The organism is Mesorhizobium sp. A556 (assembly GCF_054489545.1).
Genome location: NZ_JBTMXA010000001.1, coordinates 721531 through 747355 on the forward strand (window position 1 = coordinate 721531; position 25825 = coordinate 747355).

Genomic DNA, 25825 nt, shown 5'->3' on the forward strand with positions numbered 1-25825 from the left:
ACCAATCCGCCCCTAATATTCCGGCCTCCGTCTCGCTAAGACTGTAGTGTAGACGCTGTCCCTGCGTATGTCGGTCTCGAAGCCACTGACTTCGATGACATCGAAAGTCTTTGCCATCAACGTCTCTACCATGGTGGGGGTTAGCAGCCATAAATGCTGGCAGGTTCGATTGGCGCGTTGCCAATCGAGGCGGTGCGGCAAAACATGCTCGGGTACGGGGTCGCTGAAGGTTCGAGCGTCGGGGACCGTGAGATAAATGAGTCCACCGGGAGCGAGCGCGCCAGCTATCAATCCCAGCACATCCTCAGGGCTGATAACATGCTCCATTACGTCCGTCAGCACCATCAGATCGGCTTTGGGTATATCGTCGGTTGGGTTTTTCAGGAATGGTTCGATGTATTGGGGTACGAAGCGCACGTTTGCCAAGGACCCGTAAAATTTGGCTTCCACCTTGGCATCACCTTCAATGGCGAATACACGGCTTTCAGGGAGCCTCGTGGCAAAAACGTGAGAAAAGCAGCCCTCCCCTGCGCCAAGGTCATAAAGAACGGCGTTTGCGGCCATCTGACCATGGCTTAGCACCCAGTCAAAGCGTGCCTCATTAAGCGCCTGCTTCTTGGTATCGATGAACATAGCGCCCACATCGTGCTCGACATATTTTTCGACCGGGAAGTACAGGTTGACCGCAGAATAGGAGCTGCATTCAGGGCATCGAAACATAAATTCGGGATAGATCAGATCGGACGTTTTGTTCGTTACTCGCCAAACTTGATTTTGCACTTTCTGGCGCGTTGTCCCGCATACGCAGTTCTCACGCTCGTTGTGAGCGGCGTAGCGTCCGCCCCCAATCCAATTCCTGAAAGCATCACTCAATTGCTTTGCGGATGTAACCATATGGCCACTAGGTTCCTTTGGTTGCCTGATGGAAGCCCAACGGCATGTCAGATTTCTACCCCACTCTATTCGCAGCAATCAAGAGCGTTGCCGAAACCCAGGCTTCCATTCCTGACCGTCCTCCTCCAGATCGGCCTCGCCGTCGATTTCGTCCAGCAATAACAGCTAGGCTTCGATGACGTTCTCGATAAGACCACGCATGCCAACGTCACGCTGATCGCGCCGTGGAGAGGCTTTGGGCCCCTACGCTGGGGGACCAGCGGGCACCATCATAGGGGCTGATCGGTCCCCATCAAGAGACGAAACGCGGGCTGTGCGATACACCACATTGTCTGGCAAACGGGCTTGACCAAGAGATACACCGCTGGTACCCCTCGAGATACACCAAGGCGGCAGGTGCTTTGGGAAAGTTGCCTCTATACCACGTTGAATTTACAAGCTTTTCTGGTGCTTTTTTCCACGGTTCGATTTACCAAAGTACACCGGCCCGGGGAGCCAATTTTTTCAAATATTTAGCGAAAACTCGGATTGCGGAACGGTCTGATCGGCCTTCGGCCATCAGAACGCGCGATAGCGGCTCGTTTTTGGCGAGGCGACGCGCTGCGGATTGATCAACCGAATCTCGGCAGCTCGCACGCCTGCGGCGCGCGGCGCGGCGAATCAGATGTCGGCCTTGATGTCGGCTGAAAACCGCAGCTCGCGCATCGGCTTAACCTTTGCAGTCGTGTCGGCATAAAGGGGATGCGCCTTGAAAGCGGCAAGCGCGGCCTCGTCCTCGAATTCGGCATAGACGACGAGGTCAATCTGATCGCAGAAAGGGTCTACCTTGGTGTTGTAGGCAACATCGAAGTGGCTCGAATGTGGAATCTTGCCCAGCGACATCAGGCCGGATCGTACCGCCTCGATTTCATCTTTCCGTTTCACGCTGAAGAAAACGATGTGGCGAATCAATGCAGTCTCCTTTGCCAGAGCATCGGGTCGAAAAACGGCTGCCGACTTCCGGATTATTCCGCCGCTCAATCAAAATGTCTGAGCGTCCTTTGCGCCCAGTTGGACGCACGGCGCTCAAACTGGCGCGTGACGGAAATCCGATGAGCAGGAGGTCTTTTGTTTCAGCAATCCCGCCACGTCAATCGGCAGGATGTCGCGCCGGCGAGCCCCACGCTTCGAGAGGCAATCGCGTTCAGCCGGTGATGGTGCGGACGACGGCCGTAACTCCCTTGACCGAATGATCAAGGTAGCGGCCGCCATTGTACAGCCCGTCCCAGATAATGAACGCCGCGATGCTGGCGATGATGATGACATAGCGCATGGCCGATCATGCCATGCCTGTCGGGTTTGTCATAGGCGATCGACGCCCGCGGACCGTGTGCCCCCAGGAATTTTAACGTACAGGGCGTCGAAACGGAACTGGCGGCAAAAAATTACGCCATTTCCGACTTCAGCCCCATGGCCGTCCGATCGACGATCTCGCGCAAAGCGAAGGACGAGTTGATCTTGGTGACATGCGGCATAGCCGACAGCCATTCCTTGTGGATGCGTTCGTAGTCGGCGAGATCCCGCGACGCGATACGCAGCACATAGTCGTATTCGCCCGACATGAGATGACACGACAGCACGTTGGGGCATCGCTTGATCGCCGCTTCGAAATCCGACAGCGTTTTTTCGAACTGGCCCGACAGCGATATGTGGACGATCGCCGTCATCTGATGACCAAGTGCGGCGTTCGACAGGCGGGCATGATAGCCGCGGATGGCACCGGATTTTTCCAGATTGTCCAGCCGTCGCGAACAGGCGGACTGCGACAGGCCGACCTTCTCGGCAAGCGCTGCGTTGGGCATGCGCCCATCCTTCTGAAGAGCATCCAAAATGGCGATATCGATCCTATCGAATGACATTCTTCGCGCTTTCTTCCAAAAAATGATGGTTCTGCGCAAATATTACCGATTGAAATCGCGCTCTACAAGCGCATTCGCAAATACATGCGCCGGAAATCGTGGTTGACTTCGTCGGTCGGGAACATGGCCATTCAGCCAACAGGAGAACACCGCAATGCGTGTCGGTTGCCCCAAGGAAATCAAGAATCATGAATACCGCGTCGGGCTGACACCCGGCTCCGTCCGCGAATATGTGGCGCATGGCCACGACGTGCTGGTGGAGGCGGGCTTGGGCGAAGGGATCGGCGCAGACGACAACGCCTATCGCGCCGCCGGCGCGACGATTGCCAAGACTGCTGCGGACGTGTTCGCCAAATCGGACATGATCGTCAAGGTCAAGGAGCCGCAACCCGGCGAATGGGGGCAGCTTCGCGAAGGCCAGATCCTCTACACCTACCTCCACCTTGCGCCGGACCCGGAGCAGACCAAAGGCCTGCTTGGATCGGGCGTTACGGCGATAGCCTACGAAACCGTGACCGACGACCGGGGCGGCCTGCCGCTGCTGGCGCCGATGTCCGAAGTTGCCGGACGCCTGTCGATCCAGGCCGGTGCGACCGCTTTGCAGAAGGCCAATGGTGGGCGCGGCTTGCTTCTCGGCGGCGTGCCGGGCGTGCTTCCCGGCAAGGTTACCGTTCTCGGCGGTGGCGTCGTTGGCCTGCATGCGGCCCGCATGGCGGTCGGGCTCGGTGCGGACGTCAGCATCATCGACCGGTCCATTCCGCGCCTGCGCCAGTTGGACGATCTCTTCAACGGGCGTGTTCACACCCGCTACTCGACGGTCGAAGCCCTGGAGGAAGAATGCTTCTCGGCCGATGTCGTCATCGGCGCGGTGCTCATTCCAGGGGCAACGGCTCCCAAGCTCGTTACCCGAGAAATGCTGTCCGGCATGAAGAAGGGGGCTGTGCTGGTCGATGTCGCCATCGACCAGGGCGGCTGTTTCGAGACCTCGCATGCCACGACCCATGCCGATCCGACCTATGTGGTCGATGGCGTCATCCATTATTGCGTCGCCAACATGCCCGGTGCCGTCCCGGTCACTTCGGCGCATGCGCTGAACAATGCGACGCTGCATTACGGCCTGCAACTCGCCGACAAGGGCCTGAAGGCATTGGTGGACGACCATCATTTACGCAACGGGCTCAATGTCCACAAGGGCAAGATCACCAATCGCGCGGTCGCCGATGCGCTGGGGTACGAGTTGACGGAGCCCAAGACAGTATTGGCGGCCTGAAAGACCGCCCTGCCGTCGCGAGCTTTCGAATGTCGGTTTGAATGGGGTTTTGATAACAAAAAAGCGGGGCAAAAACCCCGCTTCCTCGTCTGTCGCGACCTGCCGCCGGTACATCCGCGGTCGGTAAATCGTTCGACATGTGCCTGATACCGCGCCTATGCGACGGCTTCATGACGATATTCATCCATAGTGCGCGACCTTGGTTAATGAATGGTTAACCAAGGTCGCGGCGCTCGAAAGCCTAGCGGATGAATTCGTCGAAGCGGCGCAGCGTCACGCGGCGATTCTGCCAGTTCTCGTTTTGCGTTGGCACCAGCAAAAACTCTTCGCCATAGCCGACCGTCTCGAGCGAACGGCTGGGAACGCGGAATTCGCGGACCAAAGTCCGCTTCAAAGAGGCCGCCCGCTGCTCCGACAGCGCCTGATTGGCGCCGAACGAACCGATCGCGTCGGTGTGGCCTTCGATCAGCACGCGCGCACGCGGCTGCCGGCGCAGGATGCGGCGCAGGCCGTCGGCGATATTCTCGACCTTGTCATACTGCGAACGCGGGATATCAGCGGAACCGAAGGCAAAGTTGATCGACTGGATTTCGATCGCGGGGGCGGCACGGCGAAGATCGGGCCTGCGCTTGAATTCCTGCACCGTGACGCGCTGGTTCTTGTTCAACCGCATGCGGGGCGCCGCCTCAAGCTGACGCTCGATCTGAGCGCCGGAGGGCGTTCTTGCCTGAGCCAAGGCAAGGCTCGGCATGGCCAATGCGCCAATCAGTGCGACGGCGAAGGTACGGCGGGTGATCATGGGGGAAGGCTCCTGTCGGCGATTGATGTTGAGCGCACCATGCCAAAACGAAGCTGAAGGTTAAGTGAACGAGACGTTCAGGCTGACGGACTGGATCGTCGCCAAAGATTTCAGGGGCGCATCACGCTCGCCTGGCGCTCGCTGAAGGGCATCGGGCGAATGATCTCCTTCTTTTGCGCCACCGGCTGGAAACCAAGCTTTTGATAAAGCGGAAGGGCTGCCGGATGATCGAGCGTGCAGGTCTGCACCGTCACGCGCTTCGGGCCGTGCGACCAACAGGCTTCGATGGCCGCCCCCAGAAACCAGCGCCCCAGCCCCAGCCCCGTCGCGTGCTCCATCATGCCGAAATACGCCAGGTCCGCCTCGTCCGGCAAGTTCGGCCGGACGTCGAAAAAGCCGGCCGGCGCGCCATCAAGGTAGAGGATGCGGATGTCACGATCTTCTCGGTGCAGGCTGGCGAATAGTTCTTCATCGTTCAACCGCAACACGTTGACCCAGTGCCATTTGCGGCCGACCCGGTCCGTCAGATAGCGGTAGAAGTGCAAGGGAATATCCCGCGTCTTCAAAAGCGCGATCTGGCGATTATACGGCAAGGAGGGATAGTGCGGCGGCGGCGCAGCCATTTCGAGGAACGTGACCGTGACCTCGATGTCGTTTGCGGCACCGTTTTCCGACATGGTCATGCTTTGCCAGTCGAGACCGGTGTGTCGGTGAGGCCACCCCATTCCGTCCATGAGCCGTCGTAGAGCCGGTTGTCGGTATGACCGAGCGTCTCCAGCGCCAGTGTAATCACGGCAGCGGTGATGCCGGACCCGCATGACGTGACCACGGGCCTGTCGAGATCGATCCCGGCCTCGGCAATTGCCTTGCGCAACTGGTCCTTCGACAAAAACCTGCCGTTTTCGGAAAGCGCTGACGCCGGTACGTTCCTTGCGCCCGGCATATGGCCGGAACGGACGCCTGCCCTCGGCTCCGGTTCGCTGCCGGTAAACCGTCCGGGACCACGCGCGTCCGCGATCTGGCTCTCGTCAAAGCCAACGATGCGGCGCATATCGGCAAGGCTCGCGACTCGCTTGGCGTCAAAATCGGCATGAAAAATGCCCGGCGCGATCTTGGTCAGTTCCGCCGTTACATGCCGGCCGGCGGTCTTCCAGCCGTCGAAGCCGCCGTCGAGCACATAGACCTGGAAAACACCCATGACCCTGAACATCCACCACGCACGCGGCGCGGAGAAGAAGCCCGGCCCGTCATAGACGACGATCGTGTCGTCGGCGGATATGCCCATCGTGCCCACATATTGCGCAAAAGCCTGCGGCGACGGCAGCGTATGCGGCAGCGGCGACTCCTGATCCGAGATCAGGTCGTGATCGAAGAATACCGCGCCCGGAATATGGGCGGCTTCATATTCGGCGCGCGCGTCGCGATTTTGCGCCGGCAAGTACCAGGAAGCGTCGACGATCGTCAGGCCGGGTTGGCCGATCTTTTCCTGCAGCCAGTCGGCATCGACGATGAAGGGGCTGTCTTCGGCCATGTTTTTCTCCCTGAATTCAATGGGGATGCTGCGGTCAGACCGCAGGCGCTGGTCCGAACCTTATACGAAAACGCCGGTTCTCGCGGCCTTTCTTTTCGATCTTGCCGATATGGATCTCACCGACTTCGCCTGTGCTCTTCACATGGGTTCCGCCGCATGGCTGGCTGTCGATGCTGGCGTTCTCGCCAATGCAGACGAGGCGTATCTGGCCGGTTCCCGTCGGCGGGCGCACGTTCTTGGATTTCACCAGCGTCGGGTTGGCGGCCAGTTCATCCTCGGTGATCAGCCGGATGAAGATCGGGTGATCGGCATGCACCAGTTCCATCATCTTGGCGGTCACCTCTTCCTTGGTGACAACGTCCGGCATGTCGAAATCGACACGCGAATCGTCTTCGGCGACGGACGCGCCGGTGATCGGCGACGGGCAGACCACGGAAAGCAGGTGGCAAGCCACATGCATGCGCATCAGCAGATGCCGCCGCTCCCAGTCGATGACCAGCTTCAACTGCTCGCCAACGCCCGGTACGGGCTGCTCAAGCGCTGGAACGTGGATGATTTCTTCCTTCGTCTCACCGGTGATGGTCGTGGCGATGGCGATACGGATGCCGTCCGCCCGCTCCAGAAAACCGGCATCCCCCGGTTGCCCGCCCGACGTGGCATAGAAAATCGTCCGGTCGAGGATGATGCCGCCGCGCTCGTTGACGGCGACGACCGTGGCCGCCGCCTCTTTCAGGTAAGAATCATCGCGGAACAGCGTTTTGGTCTTATGCGCCATTATGCGACCGCTTCGTAGGGAACCGAGATTTCGCTTTTCTGCGCCATCCACTCGGGAATCGGCAGGTTCTTGGTTCGCAGGAACTCCGGATTGAACAGCTTCGACTGGTAGCGCGTGCCGAAGTCGCAAAGCACGGTGACGATGGTGTGACCCGGCCCCAATTCGCGCGCCAGCCGGATGGCGCCGGCGATGTTGATGCCGGTCGAGCCGCCGACGCACAGGCCCTCTTCCTGGATCAGGTCGAAGATGATCGGCAGCGCTTCCTCGTCCGGTATCTGGAAGGAAAAGTCCGGAGAAAACCCTTCGAGATTGGCGGTGATACGCCCCTGTCCGATGCCCTCGGTGATCGAACTGCCCTCGGATTTCAATTCGCCATTGGTGTAGAAATTATAGAGCGCTGCACCCAGCGGGTCGGCCAGCGCGACCTTCACATCCTTGCTGTGGGCGCGAAGTCCGGCGGCAATGCCGGCCAGCGTTCCACCCGAACCGACCGCTGAAACGAATCCGTCCACCTTGCCGCCGGTCTGCTCCCAGATTTCCTGTGCGGTCGTCTGGATATGGCCGTCGCGGTTGGCGACATTATCGAACTGGTTGGCCCAGATCGCGCCGTTTGGTTCCGTCTTGGCCATCTGGGCAGCCAGCCGGCCCGACAGTTTCACGTAGTTGTTCGGGTTCTTGTAGGCGACGGCGGGCACCTCGATCAATTCGGCACCGAGTATCTTGATGGTGTCTTTCTTTTCCTGGCTTTGCGTCTCGGGGATGACGATGACGGTGCGGTATCCCAGCGCCTTTGCCACTAGCGTCAGGCCGATGCCGGTATTGCCGGCCGTGCCCTCGACGATGACGCCGCCTGGCTTCAGCAGGCCGCGCTTTTCGGCATCGCGGATGATGAACAGGCCGGCCCGATCCTTGACCGACTGGCCCGGATTCATGAACTCGGCCTTCCCGAGGATCTCGCAGCCTGTTTCTTCCGACGCGCGCTTCAGCTTGATCAGTGGCGTATTGCCGATTGCGTCGATTACCGAACCAACCATGAGACTATCCTTCCAGTTTTCGGAAGGACCGTAGAAACGTCGAGGCGGCGTTTCAAGGCAGGAAATTGCCTGGACCAGCCGCATTTGGGACAAGCGGTTGCGGTTCCCGGCGCAAAACCGGATTGATCTCGCGTCTGTCAAAAGAAAAACGGCCGAGGCATTTAGCTCCGGCCGTTTCAATCTCAATGGAAAACCTGAAATAAATCAGGCTAAAAATTCAAGCAGCGCGCGCAGCGGGCCTTTTGCCGCCGAAGCGACGCTTGTTGTTGCCCTTTGCACCGTCAGGCTTGCCGCCGAAATGCTTCTTGGCGGGGCCATTCTGGTTGGCGCCGCCCGGACGCTTGACGCGGCGCGGGTCGACATATTCGCGCTCGTATTTTTCGGCCGGGTTGCGCACCGGGTCGGGGCTGGCAAGGTGATCCGCGATGATCGGCAGCTTGGCGCGGATGATGCGCTCGACCTGCCTCAGCTTGGCGTTTTCCGTCGGATCGCACAGCGTGATGGCGATGCCGTCCTTGCCGTTACGGCCGGTACGGCCGATGCGGTGGACATAGCTTTCTGCTTCGTCCGGCAGGTCGAAATTGACCACATGGCTGATGCCGGGCACGTCGATGCCGCGAGCGGCGATGTCGGTCGCCACCAGGATGCGCACCGAACCTTCGCGAAAATCGTTCAATGCCTTCTGGCGGGCGTTCTGCGACTTGTTGCCGTGGATGACGGCGGCCTTGAAGCCATCGCGCTCCAGATCCTTGGTGACGCGGTCCGCGCCGTGCTTGGTGCGCGAGAAGATGATGACGGACTTCATCGCCTCGTCGGCCAGCATGGTCGACAGGATCTGGCGCTTCTGCTTGGTGCGGGCAATGACGACGCCTTGAACGATCTCGGCGACCGTCGTGCTCTGCGGCGAAACCTCGACGCGGATAGGGTTCTTCAGCAGGCCCTTGGCCAGTTCGGCGATCTCGTCGGGCATGGTGGCCGAGAAAAGTGCGGTCTGACGATCCGGTGCTGTCGCACGGGCGATGCGCTTGACGTCGTTGATGAAGCCCATGTCGAGCATGCGGTCGCCTTCGTCGAGCACCAGCCATTTGGTGTCGGCAAGCACGAGGTCGCCCTCGCGAACGAGGTCGGTCAAGCGGCCGGGCGTCGCGACAAGCACGTCGATGCCGGGGGCGATCTTCTTGACCTGGCTGAAGCGCGAAACGCCGCCCAGCACCAGCGCCGTCGAGACATGCGCGCCTTTGGCGAGGATCTTGATCGTGTCTTCGATCTGCACAGCCAATTCACGCGTTGGCGCAAGGATGAGCGCACGGCAGGTTTTTGGGCGACGCTTGGTGCCAAGCGCCATGATCTTGGTCAGGATCGGCAGCGCGAAGGCGGCCGTCTTGCCGGAACCGGTCTGAGCGATGCCGAAAATATCGCGGCCTGCCAGCTGCGGCGGTATCGCCTGGACCTGGATCGGCTTCGGCTCGGCGTAGCCAGCGCCATGGGTGGCCTTGAGCAGCACGCCCGAAATTCCAAGCGCTGCGAAACCGGTAAGCTGGTCCGTATTTTGTTCAGCGGAAACAATCTGCTCCGCAGTGTTTTGAATATTCAAAATTGTCTTCTTTCATACGGCCCAGTGACCGCAAACATCTGGCGACAGGGCGCAACCTGCCGTCGAAAAATTGTAAGGAAACGACAAGGCGGCAGGCATAATGCCCGCGCGGCTGCGCTGTCGTGCCCGCAGGCATCTTGCCTATGGGGCTTTTTCACCACATTCCGTTGTCGGAAAGGGGAAAACAGACGCAACCAGTCTCACTTGTAGAGAAGGCCGGCAATTCCGGCCCAAGCGCCTATGACGCCGCATATGGGCTGGTTCGCCGGAAAAAGCAAGGGATATTATGTTGCGTTGCAACATCGCGCGCGCAACGCGCCGCTTGCGCTCGCCTGCCCGCATAAGTACCAAAGGGAAAATCCTGCCTTTTGGGGACATTGCATGAAAGACGTGCTGAAAGAACTCGAACGCCGCCGCGAAAGCGCGCGAGCCGGCGGTGGCCAGGGCCGCATCGATGCCCAGCACAAGAAAGGCAAGCTGACGGCGCGTGAACGGATCGAGATTTTTCTGGACGAAGGCTCGTTCGAGGAATTCGACATGTTCGTCGAACATCGCTCCACCGATTTCGGCATGGATAGCCAAAAGATCGCCGGCGACGGCGTCGTGACCGGATGGGGCACGATCAATGGCCGCCCGGTCTATCTGTTCGCCAAGGATTTCACTGTGTTCGGCGGGTCGTTGTCGGAAGCGCATGCCGAAAAGGTGCAGAAGGTGCAGGACATGGCGCTGCGCAACCGCGCGCCGATCATCGGGCTTTACGATGCGGGCGGCGCGCGGATCCAGGAAGGCGTGGCCGCCCTTGGCGGCTATGCCGAGATATTTCAGCGCAATGTGCTCGCATCCGGCGTCATTCCGCAGATTTCCGTCATCATGGGCCCTTGCGCCGGCGGCGACGTCTATTCGCCGGCGATGACAGACTTCATCTTCATGGTGCGCGATACGTCCTACATGTTCGTGACCGGGCCGGACGTGGTCAAAACCGTCACCAACGAGACGGTGACCGCCGAGAGCCTTGGCGGCGCATCCGTCCATACGACTAAGTCTTCGATTGCCGATGGCGCTTACGACAACGACGTCGAGACGCTGCTGCAGATGCGGCGGTTGGTCGATTTCCTGCCCGCTTCCAACACGGCGGAAATTCCGGAAATCGAGTGCTATCAATCGGTGACCGATCACGATCTTTCGCTCGACCGGCTGATTCCCGACAACGCCAACAAGCCCTACGACATCAAGGAACTGATCCTCAAAACCTGCGACGAGGGCGATTTCTTCGAAATCCAGCAGGCGTTCGCAAAAAACATCGTCACCGGCTTTGGCCGCGTCGAGGGGCGCACGGTCGGTTTCGTCGCCAACCAGCCGATGGTTCTGGCAGGCGTGCTGGACAGCGACGCCTCGCGCAAGGCGGCGCGCTTCGTGCGGTTCTGCGATTGCTTCAACATCCCGCTCGTCACCTTTGTCGACGTTCCGGGCTTTCTGCCGGGCACGAGCCAGGAATATGGCGGCTTGATCAAGCACGGCGCGAAACTGCTGTTCGCCTATGGTGAGGCGACAGTTCCGAAAATTACAATCATCACCCGCAAGGCCTATGGCGGCGCTTATGACGTGATGGCCTCAAAACACCTGCGCGGCGACATGAACTATGCCTGGCCGACGGCACAGATAGCGGTGATGGGGGCCAAGGGCGCGGTCGAAATCATCTATCGCAAGGATATCGGCGACGCGGAAAAGATCGCTGCGCATACAAAGGCTTATGAGGATCGTTTCCTGTCGCCTTTCGTTGCCGCGGAACGCGGTTATATCGACGAAGTGATCATGCCGCATTCCACGCGCCGCCGTGTGGCGCGCGCGCTGCGCATGCTGCGCAACAAGGATTTGCAGAACCCCTGGAAGAAGCACGACAACATCCCGCTGTGACGGGTGATTTATTCCCGTAGCTGCTGCAACAGTTCTGCGGTCAGGGCGCAAAACCCTGGCGGAATAATCTCCAGCCGCCGGGCTGCTACCAGAAAGCCGCTCCCTGCCTGGCCTCAAGCCGCCATGACGATTTCGTTGTAGGCGTCGAGGTCGACGTAGAAGACGCGGATAATTTCCGAAATCAGCTCGTCGTCGTCATATCCTTGGGACCTCAGGATGTTGACCGCAGTTAGTATGTCGACGCGCTCTGTAAGCCGCCGCTTCTGGTAGTCCTCGATAAAACGTTCCAACGGTAAGCCCCTCCCCGATTGTCAACGCACCACCAACGCTCAACTTCACGAGAGAGACGCTAAGGGGATTTGCTTGCGCGGAACTTGCCGGTTTCGCCGAAGCTTCCCAACGCTCTGTTCGGTTCCAACTGACGCGGAAGTGGCCGACTCACCGAGGCCGCAGAAAGCATACCATCGAGGCGTTTCGCGTTATACGATGAAGACGCCCTTGGTTTTTCGGAGGCTGCAAATGGCATTCTGGCGGCCCATTGTTCTCGGAGCGGCGTTACTCACGGCTGTGAATGGCGCGCAAGCCGCAATCGCCGACGGCAAGCTGCCGGATGGCTCTTACCATTGCGAAGTCTTCCTGCTCGGCATGTTCCTTCATCTCGGCGACATAAGTATCAAGGGACACGTCTATAGCGTGCCGTTGCTGCTCGGCAGCGCTCGACAGCATTATAATTACCAGTTGAGCGCGAACGGAGAGATCGCCTGGCTCGGGCCGCTTGGCGGCTATACGGCGGGTGGCAACAGCGTGTCCTTGACGCAGGTGACCGCAGACGGCGACAAGGATGCATCGTTCGACATCATCATGCGGCAACCCGGCGGGGCGTTTACGGCCTCGACCTGCACCATCCGCTGACCGAACGAAACGATCAGGATTCCAGCACGTCCTTCACCACGGTTGCCAACTGTTTTAGCGAAAACGGCTTCGGCAGGAAGCCGAATTGCGCGTCGGCCGGCAGGTTTTTGGCGAAGGCGTCCTCGGCATAGCCGGACACGAAAACGAACTTGATGTCGGGTTGCAGCTTGCGCAATTCAACAAGCAGCGTCGGCCCGTCCATCTCGGGCATGACCACGTCAGAAACGACGATGTCGACCTTGCCGCCAAGCTCGGCGAACACTTCCAGGGCTTCGACGCCCGACGAAGCTTCATGAACGGTGTAGCCCCGTGAGGTCAGTGCGCGCATGCCGCCCATGCGCACGGCGTCCTCGTCCTCGACCAGCAGGACGGTTGCGGACCCCGACAAATCCTTTGCCGCATCCGGCGCTTTCGGCGCTGGCGCCGGCTCATGGCCGGCCGGCAGGGCCCCTGTAGCCGGGACCTTGACCGCCTCCGCGATATGGCGGGGAAGGAAAATGCGAAACACCGTTCCCTTGCCGATTTCGGAATCGCAATAAATGAAGCCGCCGGTCTGCTTGATGATGCCGTACACCATCGACAGGCCGAGGCCGGTGCCTTTGCCGACCTCCTTGGTCGTGAAAAACGGCTCGAATATCTTCTTTAAAACGTCTGGCGCGATACCGCTGCCGATATCCTCGGTCTCCACCAGCACATAATCGGCCGGAGCCAATTCGCGATAGCCGAAGGCGCCGCATTCCGCTGCCTCAACGTTGCGCGTGCGAACGGTCAGTTCACCGCCATCGGGCATCGCATCACGCGCATTGACGGTCAGGTTGACGATGACCTGCTCGAACTGCCCAAGGTCGACCTTGACCGGCCACAGGTCGCGGCCGTGGTCCACCTTGAGCTTGATGCCATTGCCGACCAGGCGGGCCAGAAGCATCCGCAGATCGGCCAGGACGTCGGTAAGGTTCAAGACTTCCGGCCGCAGGGTCTGCTTGCGCGAGAAGGCCAGCAATTGCCGGACCAGCGATGCCGCCCGGTTGGCATTCTGCTTGATGTTCATGATGTCGGGGAAAGAAGGGTCCGACGGGCGGTGGTTCGTCAGCAGCAGATCCGACGCCATGATGATGGCCGTCAGCACATTGTTGAAGTCATGGGCGATGCCGCCCGCGAGTTGCCCCACGGCCTGCATCTTCTGGCTTTGGGCCATTTGCCCCTCAAGCGCCTTCTGCTCGGTCGTTTCGACGGCATAGACGATCGCCGCCTCTTCCGCACTTTCCGCACCGTCCGCGACCGCGTTCACGTAGAAACGGATGTGGCGTTCTTCATTGCCGGGCAGCACCGTGTCGATGGGCGCGATGTCCGCCTGACGCTGACGCGCCCGCTCGAAAGCCGCCGCGAAACCCGAGCGGTCGCGCTCGTGGATGACGGTATCCAGCCGAACGCGGCGGTCGAGTGCGTCACGGTCGACCACGGACGAAAACAGAGAAAGGAACGGTGCGTTGGTCCGCACGATCCGCCCGGCCTGGTCGACGCCGGCGATGGCCATGGGCGTCGAATTGAAGAAGCGCGTAAAACGAACTTCCGAGGCGCGGAGATCGGCCGATGCATCCTCGCCCTGAGTCCGGTTGAGAACGATGGTGCGGGTCGGGCCGCTAAGCCCTTCGCGGCTGGCCGAAACGCGGTGCATGAAGCGCACCGGAAGCACCTCGCCGCCCATCGTCGTCAGGTCGAGGTCGATGACGGCGTTGCGCGTCGTGCCGGGGTCGGCCTTGACCGAGCGGACCAGCGCCATGCCATCGCCGGCAACGATTTCCGACAGGGTGATGGAGCCCGGCGTAAAGCTGGCGAGATCGATGCCCAGCCATTCCGCCAGGGTGGCGTTGATATAGGTGACGCGCGTTTCCTGATCCGCCGAAAAGAACCCGGCAGGCGCATGATCGAGATGATCGATGGCCTTCTGCAAATCGAGAAAGAACCGCTCCTGTTCCGCCCGTTCGCGCGAGATGTCGCCCAATTCCCATGCAAGCAGGGGCTGGCGTTGGCCGGGTACGTTGAAGGTGCGGGCGCGGACCCTGTACCAGCAGGCGCCGGCATCCGCGCCGGGGCGGATCGACTGGGCCAGGCGAAACTCCCCGTCTCCCGCCTGTCCATCGCGTACACCTGAAGCCAGCCGGTTGATGGTCGCGGATGCTTCGGGCACGTCGGCCAGCAAGTCCTCGACGGTCCTCAGGTCCGCGGCCGACGCAGCGCCCGTCATATCCGCATAGGCGCGGTTGGCGTAGGACACGCGCCCCTTGGTGTCCGCGACGAGCAACCCTTGAGCCATCGAATCGACGAAAGCCTTCGATAGTTCGTCGCTGGTTGAGCGCGGCGTGATCTGCACAAAGCCGATGGCCGTGGCAAACAGGAAGCCGACGCCGATCATGGCCAGGACGCCGAGCATGCCAAGCAGGAACGGATCGCCAAGGCGTTCGCGAAAAAGACCGAAAACGATAGCGGCACCGGTGAGGACGGCTATGAAGATGATCAACCGCGTAATCGCCCCTGGGCGAGTATCCTGGTTGACGATCGGAACGGGATAGAAATCGCCCCGCGCTTCCTTGGCCATGTGCCCCCTGCCTACGATTCCCGTATGTCGGTCGCTTGAATCATATTCTCCTGGCCCCGAAAAGGCCCAGCCTTGCAAATGCCCGCGAAAAACAACGCGCACACCCCCTATCACGCAATCAGAAAGGCAGCTTGCGAAATCCGGACGCAACGGTCTAGTGTCCCACGAGGGAAATTGCGGGGAAAACGATGCTGGATTGGCTGGATGGCATTGCCGGACCGGGCTATGTGCGGGCGCTGTTGTGGACGCTTCTGGCGCTTGTTCTCCTGGTTGTCGTGCTCGCCGCCGTGAAACTCATACGCAGCATGACCTTTGGCACATTTGTTGCCGGCGGCAGAAATCGCAAGACGAGGCTGGCCGTCATGGATGCGACGCCCGTCGACAGCCATCGGCGCCTGGTCCTGATTCGCCGCGACGACATCGAACATTTGCTGTTGATCGGTGGACCGACGGATGTGGTGGTCGAGCGCGATATCCGCCTGGTCGCGCAGCGGCGACCTGCCTTGACCGGAGATGCCGGACACCAGCCTGCTCCCGCTCAACGGCCGCAACCCCAGCAAGGCGTGGTGCATCATGCTCGCCCGCAGCCGCCCGCACCCGCGCACCCCGGCAAGCCGCATGAGCCTGCAAAATTGGCCATCGCGCCCAAATTGCCGCCGGTATCGATCAGTTCTTCGCCGCTCTATCCGACCGTCAAGGCGCTCGCGCTGAAGCAGAAGCCACAGCCGCCAAGCGATATTGACGACGATTTCCTGGACGAACTGGACGTTTCCCTGGATGATTTCGCTATCGACCCGCCGGCGGCGCCTGCTTCGAAAGCTTCACCGTCCCTGGACGACGAGATGACGAAGCTCCTGGGCGAATTAACCCGCCACAAGAAATAACTGCGCTTGAAATGGCCAAGCCGGCCATCGGCATCTTGCAGGCCCCGGCTCGGGGTCAATCGTCGCGATAAACCTTTTCGCGGCGCTCGTGGCGCTCCTGTGCCTCGATGGACAAGGTAGCGATAGGCCGCGCGTCGAGACGCTTCAGCGCGATCGGCTCGCCTGTTTCCTCACAGTAGCCGTAGGTGCCTTCTTCAAGACGCTGAAGGGCGGAATCGATCTTGGCGATCAGCTTGCGCTGGCGGTCCCGCGCACGCAACTCGATGGCCCGGTCGGTTTCGGACGAGGCGCGGTCGGCGAGGTCGGGATGATTGGCGTTTTCCTGCTGGAGAATTTCGAGTGTTTCCCGCGCTTCGCGGAAAATATCGGTCTTCCAGGTAAGAAGCTTCTGGCGGAAATATGACTTCTGCCGTTCATTCATGAACGGCTCGTCTTCGGTAGGTACGTAATCGGTTGCAACGACTTCGTTCATTCGACTCACCCGACAACCCTGAATTGGCGCCTATATATTCGTCGGTCGATGGCTGCACAAGAGCAAACAAAACTCTGTTCACGCAATTGTTAAGAATGAAATGCTGCGTGAACCGGATTCGCCTGGCTCTTCCATCGGATGGCTGATTCCGTTTTGATTCAATCCGCTAGGTGTTTAGGCCGACAGTTGCGAAAAAACGCACCAGCCGCTAAATCTGGGTGGTCGGCAGCGAAATGGCGCGGGATGCGGAGAGGCAGATGAACAGGCTCTATCTGCTGAGACATGCCAAAGCCGGCTGGGCGCTGCCCGGTGTCCGCGATTTCGACCGGCCGCTCGACACGTCCGGGATCGAGGATGCGGAAGCTCTCGGCCTCGCCATGCGAGCCGCCCACTATGTGCCGGACCTCACTCTTTGTTCCAATGCGCGGCGTGCGCGCGAGACGCTCGAAGGAATTGCCGCCCACACGGACACCGGCCGCGTCGTTTTTACCGACGCGCTTTATAGCGAGGATGCCGCCGGCTACCTGGCCATCATCAAGGAAAACGGCGCGCGCGGTTCGCTGCTGCTCATTGGTCACAACCCCATGATGGAAGATCTCGTCATGGCAATCTCCGGCGACGGCGATGCAAAGGCGCGCCATACGCTGGACCGGGGCTTTCCCACTTCCGGCCTTGCGGTGGTTAGCTTCAACGGCTGCCTCGGCAGCGCAGCTCCCGGAACGGGCTATCTGGAGTCCTTCCTGTCGCCCGCCGATCTTTAGGCCGTAGCCACTACAAAGCCCGTTCGCAGCGCCTATATCGGAATCTGGAGCCGCAGGGGCACAGCTTGGCATCATCGTTGACGGGTATTGCAGACGAGGCGAGGATCGCGCTCGATACGCTGGCGGGCCGCGCAGCGGGGCTGTTTGCTCCGTCGTTGAGGCTTGGCGTTACCGGGCTGTCGCGCTCCGGCAAGACGGTGTTCATTTCCGCGCTGGTGCATAATCTCGTTCATGGCGGCCGCCTGCCGATGTTCGAGGCGCAAAAATCCGGTCGAATCGCTCGCGCCTTCCTCGAAGAGCAGCCGGACGATGCCGTACCGCGTTTCCAGTACGAGGATCATATCGCCGCCCTTGTGGACGATCGCATCTGGCCTGAATCCACCCGCGCAATTTCCGAGTTGCGGCTGACCATCGAGTATGAATCGGCTTCCGGCTGGAATCGCATGTTCTCGGCGGGCAAGCTGTCGCTCGATATCGTCGACTATCCGGGCGAATGGCTGCTGGACCTGCCACTGCTTGGCAAATCCTTCGCCGATTTCTCCCGTGAAGCGTTCGAGATGGCCGCGCTGCCGGTGCGGGCCGATCTTTCGCAGGAATGGCAGGCATTGTCTGCCACGATCGAGCCGAACGGCAATGCCGACGAGATGATCGCGCGCCAGTTGGCCGAAAGTTTTGCCCGCTACCTCAAGGCCTGCAAGCACGACGACCGCGCATTGTCGACGCTGCCGCCCGGCCGTTTCCTGATGCCGGGCGACCTCGAAGGTTCGCCCGCGCTGACTTTCGCGCCGCTGCCCAATCTGGGCGAAGAACGTCCACGCGCGGGTTCACTGCACGCGATGCTCGAGCGGCGCTACGAAGCCTACAAGACGCATGTGGTGAAGCCGTTCTTTCGGGAGCATGTGGCCCGCCTCGATCGCCAGATCGTGCTGATCGATGCGTTGCAGGCGCTGAATGCCGGGCCGGGCGCGGTCGCCGACCTCGAGCGCGCGGTGACCGAAATCCTCGCCTGCTTTCGCATCGGCCGCGGCAACTTCTTGACCGACCTCTATTCGCGCCGGATCGACCGCATCCTGCTGGCCGCGACCAAGGCCGACCATCTGCACCACGAAAGCCATGATCGTTTGCAGGCAATCGTTCGGCGTCTGGCGGACCGCGCCATTGCGAGGGCGGATTTTACGGGTGCTGAGGTCGATGTCGTTGCCATGGCGGCCGTGCGCGCGACCCGTGAAGGCACCGTCAGACACGAGCGCGAAACGCTGCCGGTCATCATCGGTACGCCGCTGGCAGGAGAACGGATCGGCGACGAGACTTTCGACGGCAAAACCGAAACAGCAATTTTCCCGGGCGACCTGCCGGAAAAGCCGGTGCAGATGTTCCAGAAATCCAGCGCGGGAGACGCAGGCGATACCTCTGCGATCCGTTTCGTTCGCTTTCGTCCGCCGAGGCTTGAGCGAACCGCCGAGGGCCTCACCTTGTCGCTGCCGCATATACGGCTCGACCGGGCCATGCAGTTCCTGATCGGAGATCGACTGGCATGAGCGCACCACGCAAGCCGGCAGCCTTTCGCCTGGAACCGCAAGCGGCTTCTGCCGACGAAACACCGCCGGCACAGACCAATCGGACCGAGACGGTCGTGCGACAGCCGCGCGCCTCGCCGCCGCAAGCTGCCGTGGTTATTCCGGCCGACATCGATGTTTTCGATATACCTGACAATGCGACCTCCGAGCCGCTCCCGGCCATCGCGCCGAAAAAGGGATCCTTGCTCGGCCGGGTTTTTATCGGCGCTTTCGGCGTGCTGGTTTCACTGGCCGTCGGCTTGTGGGTCGATGATTTGATCCGCAGCCTGTTTTCGCACGCCCCCTGGCTAGGCTGGGTGGCCGCTGGCGTCGCGGGGGTCGCAGTGGTTGCACTTCTAATTATCCTGATCCGCGAATTCATGGCGATCGCGCGGCTGGCTGAAGTGGAAAAACTGCAACAGCGCGCGCTGGCAGCCATCACCGCAGATGACCCCCGCGCGGCAAGGTCGGTAGTTGGCGAGTTGTCGGCTTTCGTCGCCGGAAAGCCGGAAACAGCGGCTGGCCGACGCGCGATGGCCGACCTCAAGGACGAGATCATCGACGGCGCGAACCTGGTGCGGCTGGCCGAAGCCGAAATATTGGGGCCGCTCGATGCCCGCGCAAAGGTCATGATCCTCGATGCCGCCAAGCGAGTGTCGCTGGTAACGGCCGTCAGCCCGCGCGCCTTGGTCGATGTCGCCTATGTCGTGTTCGAGGCGGGGCGGCTGATTCGCCGCCTGTCGGAGCTTTACGGCGGCAGGCCCGGCACGCTGGGCTTCTTTCGGCTGGCGCGTTCCGTTCTGGCGCATCTGGCCGTCACCGGTTCGATTGCCATCGGCGACGGCTTCGTGCAGCAGATCGTCGGTCACGGTCTGGCGGCACGCCTTTCCGCCAAGCTTGGCGAGGGTGTCGTCAACGGCATGATGACGGCGCGAATCGGCGTTGCCGCCATGGAGACGGCAAGGCCCCTGCCCTTCAGCGCGGTCAAGCGGCCGGGCATGGGCGATTTCCTCGCCGCCTTGACCAGTTTTGCCACTGCAAAGGCACGGCAGCCAGCCGACCCGGAGCGATGATCGCACCGTTATTCTGGGCATAAAAGGGTGCGAATTTTCCGTCGAGTGACGAAGCATTAACCAATTTTCTTCATGGTTCGGCCAGTATCGAACACAGTAAAACTGTTGCCGGGTGTCGTTGATGAAAAGCGCAATCGTGTCTGCCGTGCTGCCTGTTGCGCTGGCCCTGTCCACAACCGCCGTGCTGGTTGAAACCGCAGCCGGCGCCGAGCGGGACAAGCAGTTTTTCCAGTCGATCGAGGGCCAATGGGCCGGGCCGGGCGAAATCGTTGCCGGCAAGTACAAGGGCACCAAGTTCACCTGCAATTTCACCGGCAGCACCCCCGACAGCAAGCTCGGCATGACGCTTGACGGCGGTTGCCGCGTCGGCGTGTTCACGCAGAAAATGTCGGCGAAAATCGAACATGCGGGGCGCGCCGGCTACAAGGGCAGTTTCATGGGCGGATCGTCCGGCAACGGCCTCGATGTCATTTCCGGCAAGGTTGTCGATGCCCGCAAGGTCGTCTTCGCCATCAACCGCAAACAGTTGAACGGCGTGATGCAGGCGCGGCTTCCCGACGATGGCTCCATGATCGTCACCGTATCCGTGCGTGTCGCAAAGCAGATGATCCCGGTCATCGGCATGAACCTGAAGCGGCTCGACGTCACCGAAGTCGGTTCCATCGCCCCGAACTGATTTTTTCTCCGATGTGACGGCGGCCCGGCACGACAAGCCCGCTCGCCAATTCCCCCTGTTCTATCGACGCAGCAGCCACTATCTTTGCGGTCCAAGAGCATCGGACCGAAAAGTGGTTACCGGTTTTCGGATTGTTCCGATGCTCAATCAAAGTGTTAGAGCGTCCTTTGTGCGTCCAATTGGACGCACGGCGCTCTAAACGGTCGGTTGCATCGGCCCGGCAGATCGGAACAGGCACGCATGGCGCTAGACGCAACAAGCAGCGAACTCGTCCGAGTGGTGGCCCTGCTTGCCGCAGGCGTTGTCGCCGTTCCCATTTTCAAGCGCGCGGGGCTCGGCTCCATTCTGGGCTATCTCGCAGCGGGCGTGGTTATCGGCCCGTTCGGGCTCGCCATCTTCGCTGATCCGGCCACCACCCTGCATGTCGCCGAACTCGGCGTGGTGATGTTCCTGTTCATTATCGGTCTGGAAATGCAGCCGTCGCGGCTATGGGGGCTGCGGCGTGAAATCTTCGGCCTGGGTGCGCTGCAGGTCGGCGTCTGCGCGCTTCTCCTGACCGGCGTCGGCTGGCTGGGCGGATTTCCCATCGCCCAATCCTTCATTGCAGGCGCCGGCTTCGTCCTGACCTCGACGGCCATCGTGATGCAGATCGTCGAAGAACGCGGCGAACTCGGAGCACCCAAGGGCCAGCGCATCATATCTATCCTTCTTCTGGAGGATCTGGCGATCGTTCCGCTTTTGGCGCTGGTTGCATTTCTTGCACCGGGCGGCGCGGAAACCAGCCTGTCGGAAAGGTTTTGGGAAGTCGGCATCGGGCTTGCTGCGATCACGGCACTGGTTGTTGCCGGGCGCTATTTGCTGAACCCGTTCTTCCGCATCCTTGCCGATTCACATGCGCGCGAAGTCATGACTGCGGCGGCGCTGCTCGTCGTGCTGGGGTCGGCGCTGGTCATGCAGATCAGCGGCCTTTCCATGGCTATGGGCGCGTTTCTGGCCGGTGTGTTGTTGTCGGAATCGACATTCCGCCACCAACTGGAAGCCGATATCGAGCCATTCAGAGGCGTGCTGCTCGGCATCTTCTTCATGGCGGTCGGAATGTCTCTCGATCTTCTGGTGGTTGCCCATAACTGGCTGATCGTCTGCATCTATGTTGTCGCCTATATGACGATCAAGGGGCTCGGCATCTACGGCGTCGCCCGTCTCTTGAAGACAGGCCACAAGGAAGCGCTCGGCCGCGCCGTCGTGATGGCGCAGGGCGGTGAGTTTGCCTTTGTTCTCTACTCGGCCGCCGCCTCGGTCGGCCTCATCGACAGCCAGGCCAATGCCATGCTGACGGCCATCGTCATCATTTCCATGGTCCTTACGCCGCTTGCCATGATCGGGCTGCGCTACCTTACGCCTCGTGACGAGCAGTCGCTCGAGGGCGTCGACATTGCTGCGGATTTGACCGGAAGCGTGCTGGTTATCGGTTTCGGCCGCTTCGGCCAGATCGCCAGCCAGCCGCTGCTGCTGCGGGGCGTCGACGTTTCGATCATCGACAACGACGTCGAGATGATCCAGGCCGCCGCCGATTTCGGCTTCAAGATCTACTACGGCGACGGCACGCGGCTGGACATCTTGCATGCCGCAGGCGCTGGCCGGGCGCGCGCCGTTCTCATCTGCGTCGACAAGGCGGATGTTGCGGTGCGCATAGCGGAGTTGATCAAGGCGGAGTTTCCCTTCGTCACGCTTTTTGCGCGCGCCTATGATCGCGGGACCGCATTGCAACTGATCCATCTCGGCGTCGACTATCAACTGCGCGAAACGTTCGAATCGGCGCTTGTGTTTGGCGGCTCGACGCTGGAGGCACTGGGGGTCGATCCCGAAATCGTGGCTGAAGTGATCGAGGATGTTCGTCGCCGCGACGCCGCCCGGCTCGATACGCAGATCACCGGCGACATTCATGACGGGCGCAATTTCCTGAAGGGCAATATCGCGACGCCGGTGCCGGCACCCGTTGCGCCGCCGCGCCGCCCGGCCCTGCCGCTCAGCGAAGAAACCGCCGGCGTGCTCGGCAAGCCCACCCAGGCCGACCGATAGATCCTGATGACAGTCCGCTGCCTGTCACAGTTGCGCGACTTTCCTCACCCGCAGCTTCGGCGGCAATCATTTGGATTGACACGCAGAGGGGCGGTTCTATGTTGCCCGTGCTCGCATAGGATCAACCAGCGAGAAAAGGGTCACAACGCCATGCCTGGCGACAGTCAAAGTCGAACACAACAGCCATCCGCTCCGATGTGACCTGACAGGCTCACATCCTGCCGGACGGCAAGGAGTGAGCCATGAACGAATTTTCGCCCGTTGAAGGCGGCGAAGCCATCGCCCGCATTCTGGCATACGATCACGTCGCCGACGTTGTCGAGGCGTTGAACGGCGAGCCGCGCGAGATCGCGGTCGATCTGCTGAACAATCTGCCGTTCGAGCGCGCCGTCGAAGTCTTCGACCAACCCGAACTCGACGATGCGGCGGAGATCATGGCGTCGCTGCCGCGAGACACCGCCTGCCGGCTGCTCGCTTCAATGTCGGTCGACCGCGCCGCCGATGTGCTGCGGGAATTCTCCGACGCGGCGCGGGCCGAAATGCTTGGTGCGCTGGCGCCCGCGCTTCGCCTTACCTTGTTGACCATCCTGGGCTATCCCGAGGGCAGCGCCGGGTCGATCATGACCACCGAATATGTGGCCGTGCCGTCCGACTGGACCGTTGAACGCACGCTGGACTACATCCGCAAGGTCGAGGGCACGCGCGAGACGATCTATGCGATCTACATCGTAGATCCGCAAACGCAGTCCCTTGTGCGCGCAATCGGCCTGCGCCGGCTCATCACCGGTGCGCCGGAGGACAAGGTCGTGGCGGTTGCTCCCGACAGGTCGCCCGTCACCGCTCCGCCCCTGATGGACGTGGAGAAAGTGGCGCAGTTGATGTCCAAATACGATCTGCTTGCCGTGCCGGTGGTGGAGGGAGACAAGATACTCGGCATCGTCACCGTCGACGACATCATGGACACCATGATCGAAGAGAGCACGGAAGATGCGCATCGCTTCGGCGGCATGGAGGCGCTGGACGAGCCCTACATGAAAATGGGCTTCCTGCCTATGATCGGAAAGCGCGGCGGCTGGCTTAGCGCGTTGTTCCTGAGCGAGATGCTGACGGCCACCGTCATGCAGCATTATGAAGTCGAGTTGGAAAAGGCCATCGTCCTGACCCTTTTCATTCCGCTCATCATGAGTTCGGGGGGAAATTCCGGGTCGCAGGCGACGTCACTTGTCATTCGCGCACTGGCGCTGCACGAAATTTCCCTTCGCGACTGGTGGCGGGTCGCGTTGCGCGAACTGCCGACCGGCCTGGCGCTCGGCTCCATGCTCGGCGTCATCGGCATCGCGCGGATCGTGCTGTGGCAGCACCTGGGCCTGTACGATTATGGTCCGCACTGGCACTTGGTCGCAGCCACGATTGGGGTGACGCTGGTCGGTATCGTTGCCTTCGGATCGCTGACCGGCTCCATGCTGCCCTTCGTGCTGAAGCGGCTCGGTTTCGACCCGGCAAGCGCTTCCGCGCCGTTCGTCGCCACGCTGGTGGACGTTACCGGCCTCGCCATCTATTTCTCGGTAGCGCTGGTGATCCTGCGCGGAACGCTTTTATAGCCCTGCAGGCGAGCGGGTCAGTCGATCCGCTCGCCGTTCTTCACCCGGTATGTCGGCTTGTACATGGTGACCAGTTCTTCCGATGCCGTCGGATGAACGGCCATGGTGCGGTCGAAATCGGCCTTGGTGAGGCCGGCCTTGATCGGAATGCCGAGAAGCTGCGCCATCTCGCCGGCGTCGGGGCCGAGAATGTGAGCGCCGATCACCTTTCGGCTAGCGCCGTCGACCACCAGTTTCATCAGCATCTTTTCCCGCCGGCCCGACAGCGTATGCCGCATCGGCCGAAACGACGCCCGATAAATCTCGAGGTCCGCAAACCGCTTGCTTGCTTCGTCTTCGGAAAGGCCTACCGTGCCGATTTCCGGTTGCGAGAATACGGCCGTGGCAATGGTGTCGTGGTCGGGCGTGGTCGGGTTGTCCTTGAATGCCGTCTCCACGAGGCACATCGCTTCGTGGATCGCCACCGGCGTCAACTGCACGCGATTGGTGACATCGCCGATTGCCCAGATGTTGTCGATATTGGTGCGAGAGTAATCGTCCACGATGATCTCGCCGGTCTTGCCCATGCGGACGCCGGCTTCTTCGAGGCCGAGGTTTTCCGTGTTCGGTAGGCGGCCAATGGCAAGCATCATCTGGTCGGCGACGAGAACCTTGCCGCCAGTAACCGTCACCGCAAGCCGGCCGTCCGGGCGGCGCTCCACCGATTCGGAGATGGAGCGGCAAAGGATCGTTATGCCCTTCTCTTCCATGGTCGCATGCAACGTCTGCCGCAAGTCCATGTCGAAGCGGCTGAGGATTTCGGCGCCCCGATAGACCAGCGTCGTCTCGACGCCCAGCCCGTGGAAGATGTTGGCGAACTCCACGGCGATATAGCCGCCGCCCTCGATCACAATCGCCTTGGGCAGTTCAGCCAGGTGAAATGCCTCGTTGGACGTGATGCAATATTCGTTGCCGGGCAGCGCGGGGTGTAATGCCGGCCGTCCGCCAGTGGCGACAAGTATCTGATCGGCAGTAACGGTCCGGTTCTCGCTTTCCAGCCGTATTGTGTGGCGATCGACCAGCACAGCGCGCGAATGGAACGTCTCGCCGCCCGAACCCTCGACGTTTTTCCGGTACAATCCTTCCAGTCGGGCAATCTCGCGATCCTTGTTCGCGATCAGCGTTTGCCAGTCGAACTTTGCCTGTGGAACCGTCCAGCCATAGCCGGCGGCGTCTTCGAAATGCTCCGGAAATTGCGAGGCATAGACGAACAGTTTTTTGGGTACGCAGCCCCGGATGACACAGGTGCCGCCAAAGCGGAATTCTTCGGCAATACCGACGCGCTTGCCAAGTGCCGCCGCTACACGCGCCGCCCTCACCCCGCCGGAGCCGCCGCCGATGACGAACAGATCGTAATCATAACCGGCCATGAAAAAATACTCCTGCTGTGTGCCAGACCTGGCCCACAGGTAGGCGGTGAAGGATCAAAAGAAAAGCCCGGCAACCGCCGGGCTTGAACTCTTCGAA

General features: G+C 60.9%; 24 protein-coding genes. 10 read left to right on the plus strand and 14 right to left on the minus strand.

The annotated features are described in order from the left end of the window. Positions 1–12 precede the first annotated feature (12 nt). The 4 genes from ACX3P0_RS03610 to ACX3P0_RS03625 form a co-directional block, all read right to left on the minus strand. Positions 13–873, minus strand: a complete 861-nt coding sequence (locus tag ACX3P0_RS03610; protein WP_459086598.1) for a class I SAM-dependent methyltransferase — start codon at positions 871–873, stop codon at positions 13–15. 681 nt (positions 874–1554) lie between these two features. Then, positions 1555–1845, minus strand: coding sequence for a Dabb family protein (locus ACX3P0_RS03615; protein ID WP_459081010.1), 291 nt, complete (start codon positions 1843–1845; stop codon positions 1555–1557). A 232-nt stretch (positions 1846–2077) separates the two neighbouring features. After that, positions 2078–2206, minus strand: coding sequence for a hypothetical protein (locus ACX3P0_RS03620; RefSeq protein WP_459086599.1), 129 nt, complete (start codon positions 2204–2206; stop codon positions 2078–2080). Between the two features lie 112 nt (positions 2207–2318). Continuing rightward, a complete protein-coding gene (locus ACX3P0_RS03625) occupies positions 2319–2792 on the minus strand; it encodes an Lrp/AsnC family transcriptional regulator (protein ID WP_459081012.1) in 474 nt (157 codons plus the stop codon). Positions 2793–2946: 154 nt separating this feature from the next. On the opposite strand from ACX3P0_RS03625, the gene ald reads away from it, so the two are divergent. Continuing rightward, positions 2947–4062: an alanine dehydrogenase gene (ald, locus tag ACX3P0_RS03630; protein WP_459081013.1), complete on the plus strand. Its 1116-nt coding sequence runs from the start codon at positions 2947–2949 to the stop codon at positions 4060–4062. Between the two features lie 241 nt (positions 4063–4303). On the opposite strand, the gene ACX3P0_RS03635 is transcribed toward ald, so the two are convergent. The 6 genes from ACX3P0_RS03635 to ACX3P0_RS03660 form a co-directional block, all read right to left on the minus strand. Then, complete coding sequence (locus tag ACX3P0_RS03635; RefSeq protein ID WP_459081014.1) at positions 4304–4861, minus strand: OmpA family protein; 558 nt, start codon at positions 4859–4861, stop codon at positions 4304–4306. A 110-nt stretch (positions 4862–4971) separates the two neighbouring features. After that, positions 4972–5544 (minus strand): GNAT family N-acetyltransferase, encoded by a 573-nt coding sequence (locus ACX3P0_RS03640; protein ID WP_459086601.1) that lies wholly within the window; start codon positions 5542–5544, stop codon positions 4972–4974. Then, a complete protein-coding gene (gene sseA, locus ACX3P0_RS03645) occupies positions 5541–6392 on the minus strand; it encodes a 3-mercaptopyruvate sulfurtransferase (RefSeq protein WP_459086602.1) in 852 nt (283 codons plus the stop codon). The genes ACX3P0_RS03640 and sseA overlap by 4 nt, the downstream gene beginning before the upstream one ends. Before the next feature lie 34 nt (positions 6393–6426). Next, positions 6427–7167: an alanyl-tRNA editing protein gene (locus ACX3P0_RS03650; RefSeq protein WP_459086604.1), complete on the minus strand. Its 741-nt coding sequence runs from the start codon at positions 7165–7167 to the stop codon at positions 6427–6429. Next, on the minus strand, positions 7167–8201 hold the full coding sequence (locus ACX3P0_RS03655) for a cysteine synthase A (protein WP_459081018.1): 1035 nt from the start codon (positions 8199–8201) through the stop codon (positions 7167–7169). Before ACX3P0_RS03655 ends, ACX3P0_RS03650 begins: the two co-directional genes overlap by 1 nt. A gap of 217 nt (positions 8202–8418) precedes the next feature. Next, complete coding sequence (locus tag ACX3P0_RS03660) at positions 8419–9795, minus strand: DEAD/DEAH box helicase (RefSeq protein WP_459081019.1); 1377 nt, start codon at positions 9793–9795, stop codon at positions 8419–8421. 381 nt (positions 9796–10176) lie between these two features. On the opposite strand from ACX3P0_RS03660, the gene ACX3P0_RS03665 reads away from it, so the two are divergent. Next, positions 10177–11709, plus strand: coding sequence for an acyl-CoA carboxylase subunit beta (locus ACX3P0_RS03665; protein WP_459086606.1), 1533 nt, complete (start codon positions 10177–10179; stop codon positions 11707–11709). A gap of 113 nt (positions 11710–11822) precedes the next feature. On the opposite strand, the gene ACX3P0_RS03670 is transcribed toward ACX3P0_RS03665, so the two are convergent. Further along, positions 11823–11999: a hypothetical protein gene (locus tag ACX3P0_RS03670; protein WP_459081021.1), complete on the minus strand. Its 177-nt coding sequence runs from the start codon at positions 11997–11999 to the stop codon at positions 11823–11825. Positions 12000–12228: 229 nt separating this feature from the next. On the opposite strand from ACX3P0_RS03670, the gene ACX3P0_RS03675 reads away from it, so the two are divergent. Continuing rightward, positions 12229–12621, plus strand: a complete 393-nt coding sequence (locus ACX3P0_RS03675) for a hypothetical protein (protein WP_459086607.1) — start codon at positions 12229–12231, stop codon at positions 12619–12621. Between the two features lie 13 nt (positions 12622–12634). Here the strand turns inward: ACX3P0_RS03675 and cckA are convergent, their stop codons facing one another. Beyond that, entirely contained in the window at positions 12635–15217 is a 2583-nt protein-coding gene (gene cckA / locus ACX3P0_RS03680; protein ID WP_459086609.1) for a cell cycle histidine kinase CckA, read from the minus strand. A 188-nt stretch (positions 15218–15405) separates the two neighbouring features. Between cckA and ACX3P0_RS03685 the strand changes: the two genes are divergently transcribed. Then, positions 15406–16101, plus strand: coding sequence for a hypothetical protein (locus ACX3P0_RS03685; protein WP_459086611.1), 696 nt, complete (start codon positions 15406–15408; stop codon positions 16099–16101). Positions 16102–16156: 55 nt separating this feature from the next. On the opposite strand, the gene dksA is transcribed toward ACX3P0_RS03685, so the two are convergent. Then, positions 16157–16573 (minus strand): RNA polymerase-binding protein DksA, encoded by a 417-nt coding sequence (gene dksA, locus ACX3P0_RS03690; protein ID WP_459081025.1) that lies wholly within the window; start codon positions 16571–16573, stop codon positions 16157–16159. A 257-nt stretch (positions 16574–16830) separates the two neighbouring features. Between dksA and ACX3P0_RS03695 the strand changes: the two genes are divergently transcribed. The 6 genes from ACX3P0_RS03695 (at position 16831) to mgtE (ending at position 24319) form a co-directional block, all read left to right on the plus strand. Next, positions 16831–17334 (plus strand): SixA phosphatase family protein, encoded by a 504-nt coding sequence (locus ACX3P0_RS03695; protein WP_459086613.1) that lies wholly within the window; start codon positions 16831–16833, stop codon positions 17332–17334. Positions 17335–17399: 65 nt separating this feature from the next. Then, positions 17400–18872, plus strand: coding sequence for a YcjX family GTP-binding protein (locus ACX3P0_RS03700; RefSeq protein WP_459086615.1), 1473 nt, complete (start codon positions 17400–17402; stop codon positions 18870–18872). Beyond that, positions 18869–19963: a YcjF family protein gene (locus ACX3P0_RS03705; RefSeq protein ID WP_459086617.1), complete on the plus strand. Its 1095-nt coding sequence runs from the start codon at positions 18869–18871 to the stop codon at positions 19961–19963. Before ACX3P0_RS03700 ends, ACX3P0_RS03705 begins: the two co-directional genes overlap by 4 nt. Before the next feature lie 121 nt (positions 19964–20084). After that, entirely contained in the window at positions 20085–20639 is a 555-nt protein-coding gene (locus ACX3P0_RS03710) for a hypothetical protein (protein ID WP_459086618.1), read from the plus strand. A 240-nt stretch (positions 20640–20879) separates the two neighbouring features. Then, positions 20880–22718, plus strand: coding sequence for a monovalent cation:proton antiporter-2 (CPA2) family protein (locus tag ACX3P0_RS03715; RefSeq protein WP_459086620.1), 1839 nt, complete (start codon positions 20880–20882; stop codon positions 22716–22718). Positions 22719–22960: 242 nt separating this feature from the next. Further along, a complete protein-coding gene (gene mgtE / locus ACX3P0_RS03720; RefSeq protein ID WP_459086621.1) occupies positions 22961–24319 on the plus strand; it encodes a magnesium transporter in 1359 nt (452 codons plus the stop codon). Between the two features lie 17 nt (positions 24320–24336). Here the strand turns inward: mgtE and gor are convergent, their stop codons facing one another. Further along, on the minus strand, positions 24337–25728 hold the full coding sequence (gene gor / locus ACX3P0_RS03725) for a glutathione-disulfide reductase (RefSeq protein ID WP_459086622.1): 1392 nt from the start codon (positions 25726–25728) through the stop codon (positions 24337–24339). Between the last annotated feature and the right edge of the window lie 97 nt (positions 25729–25825).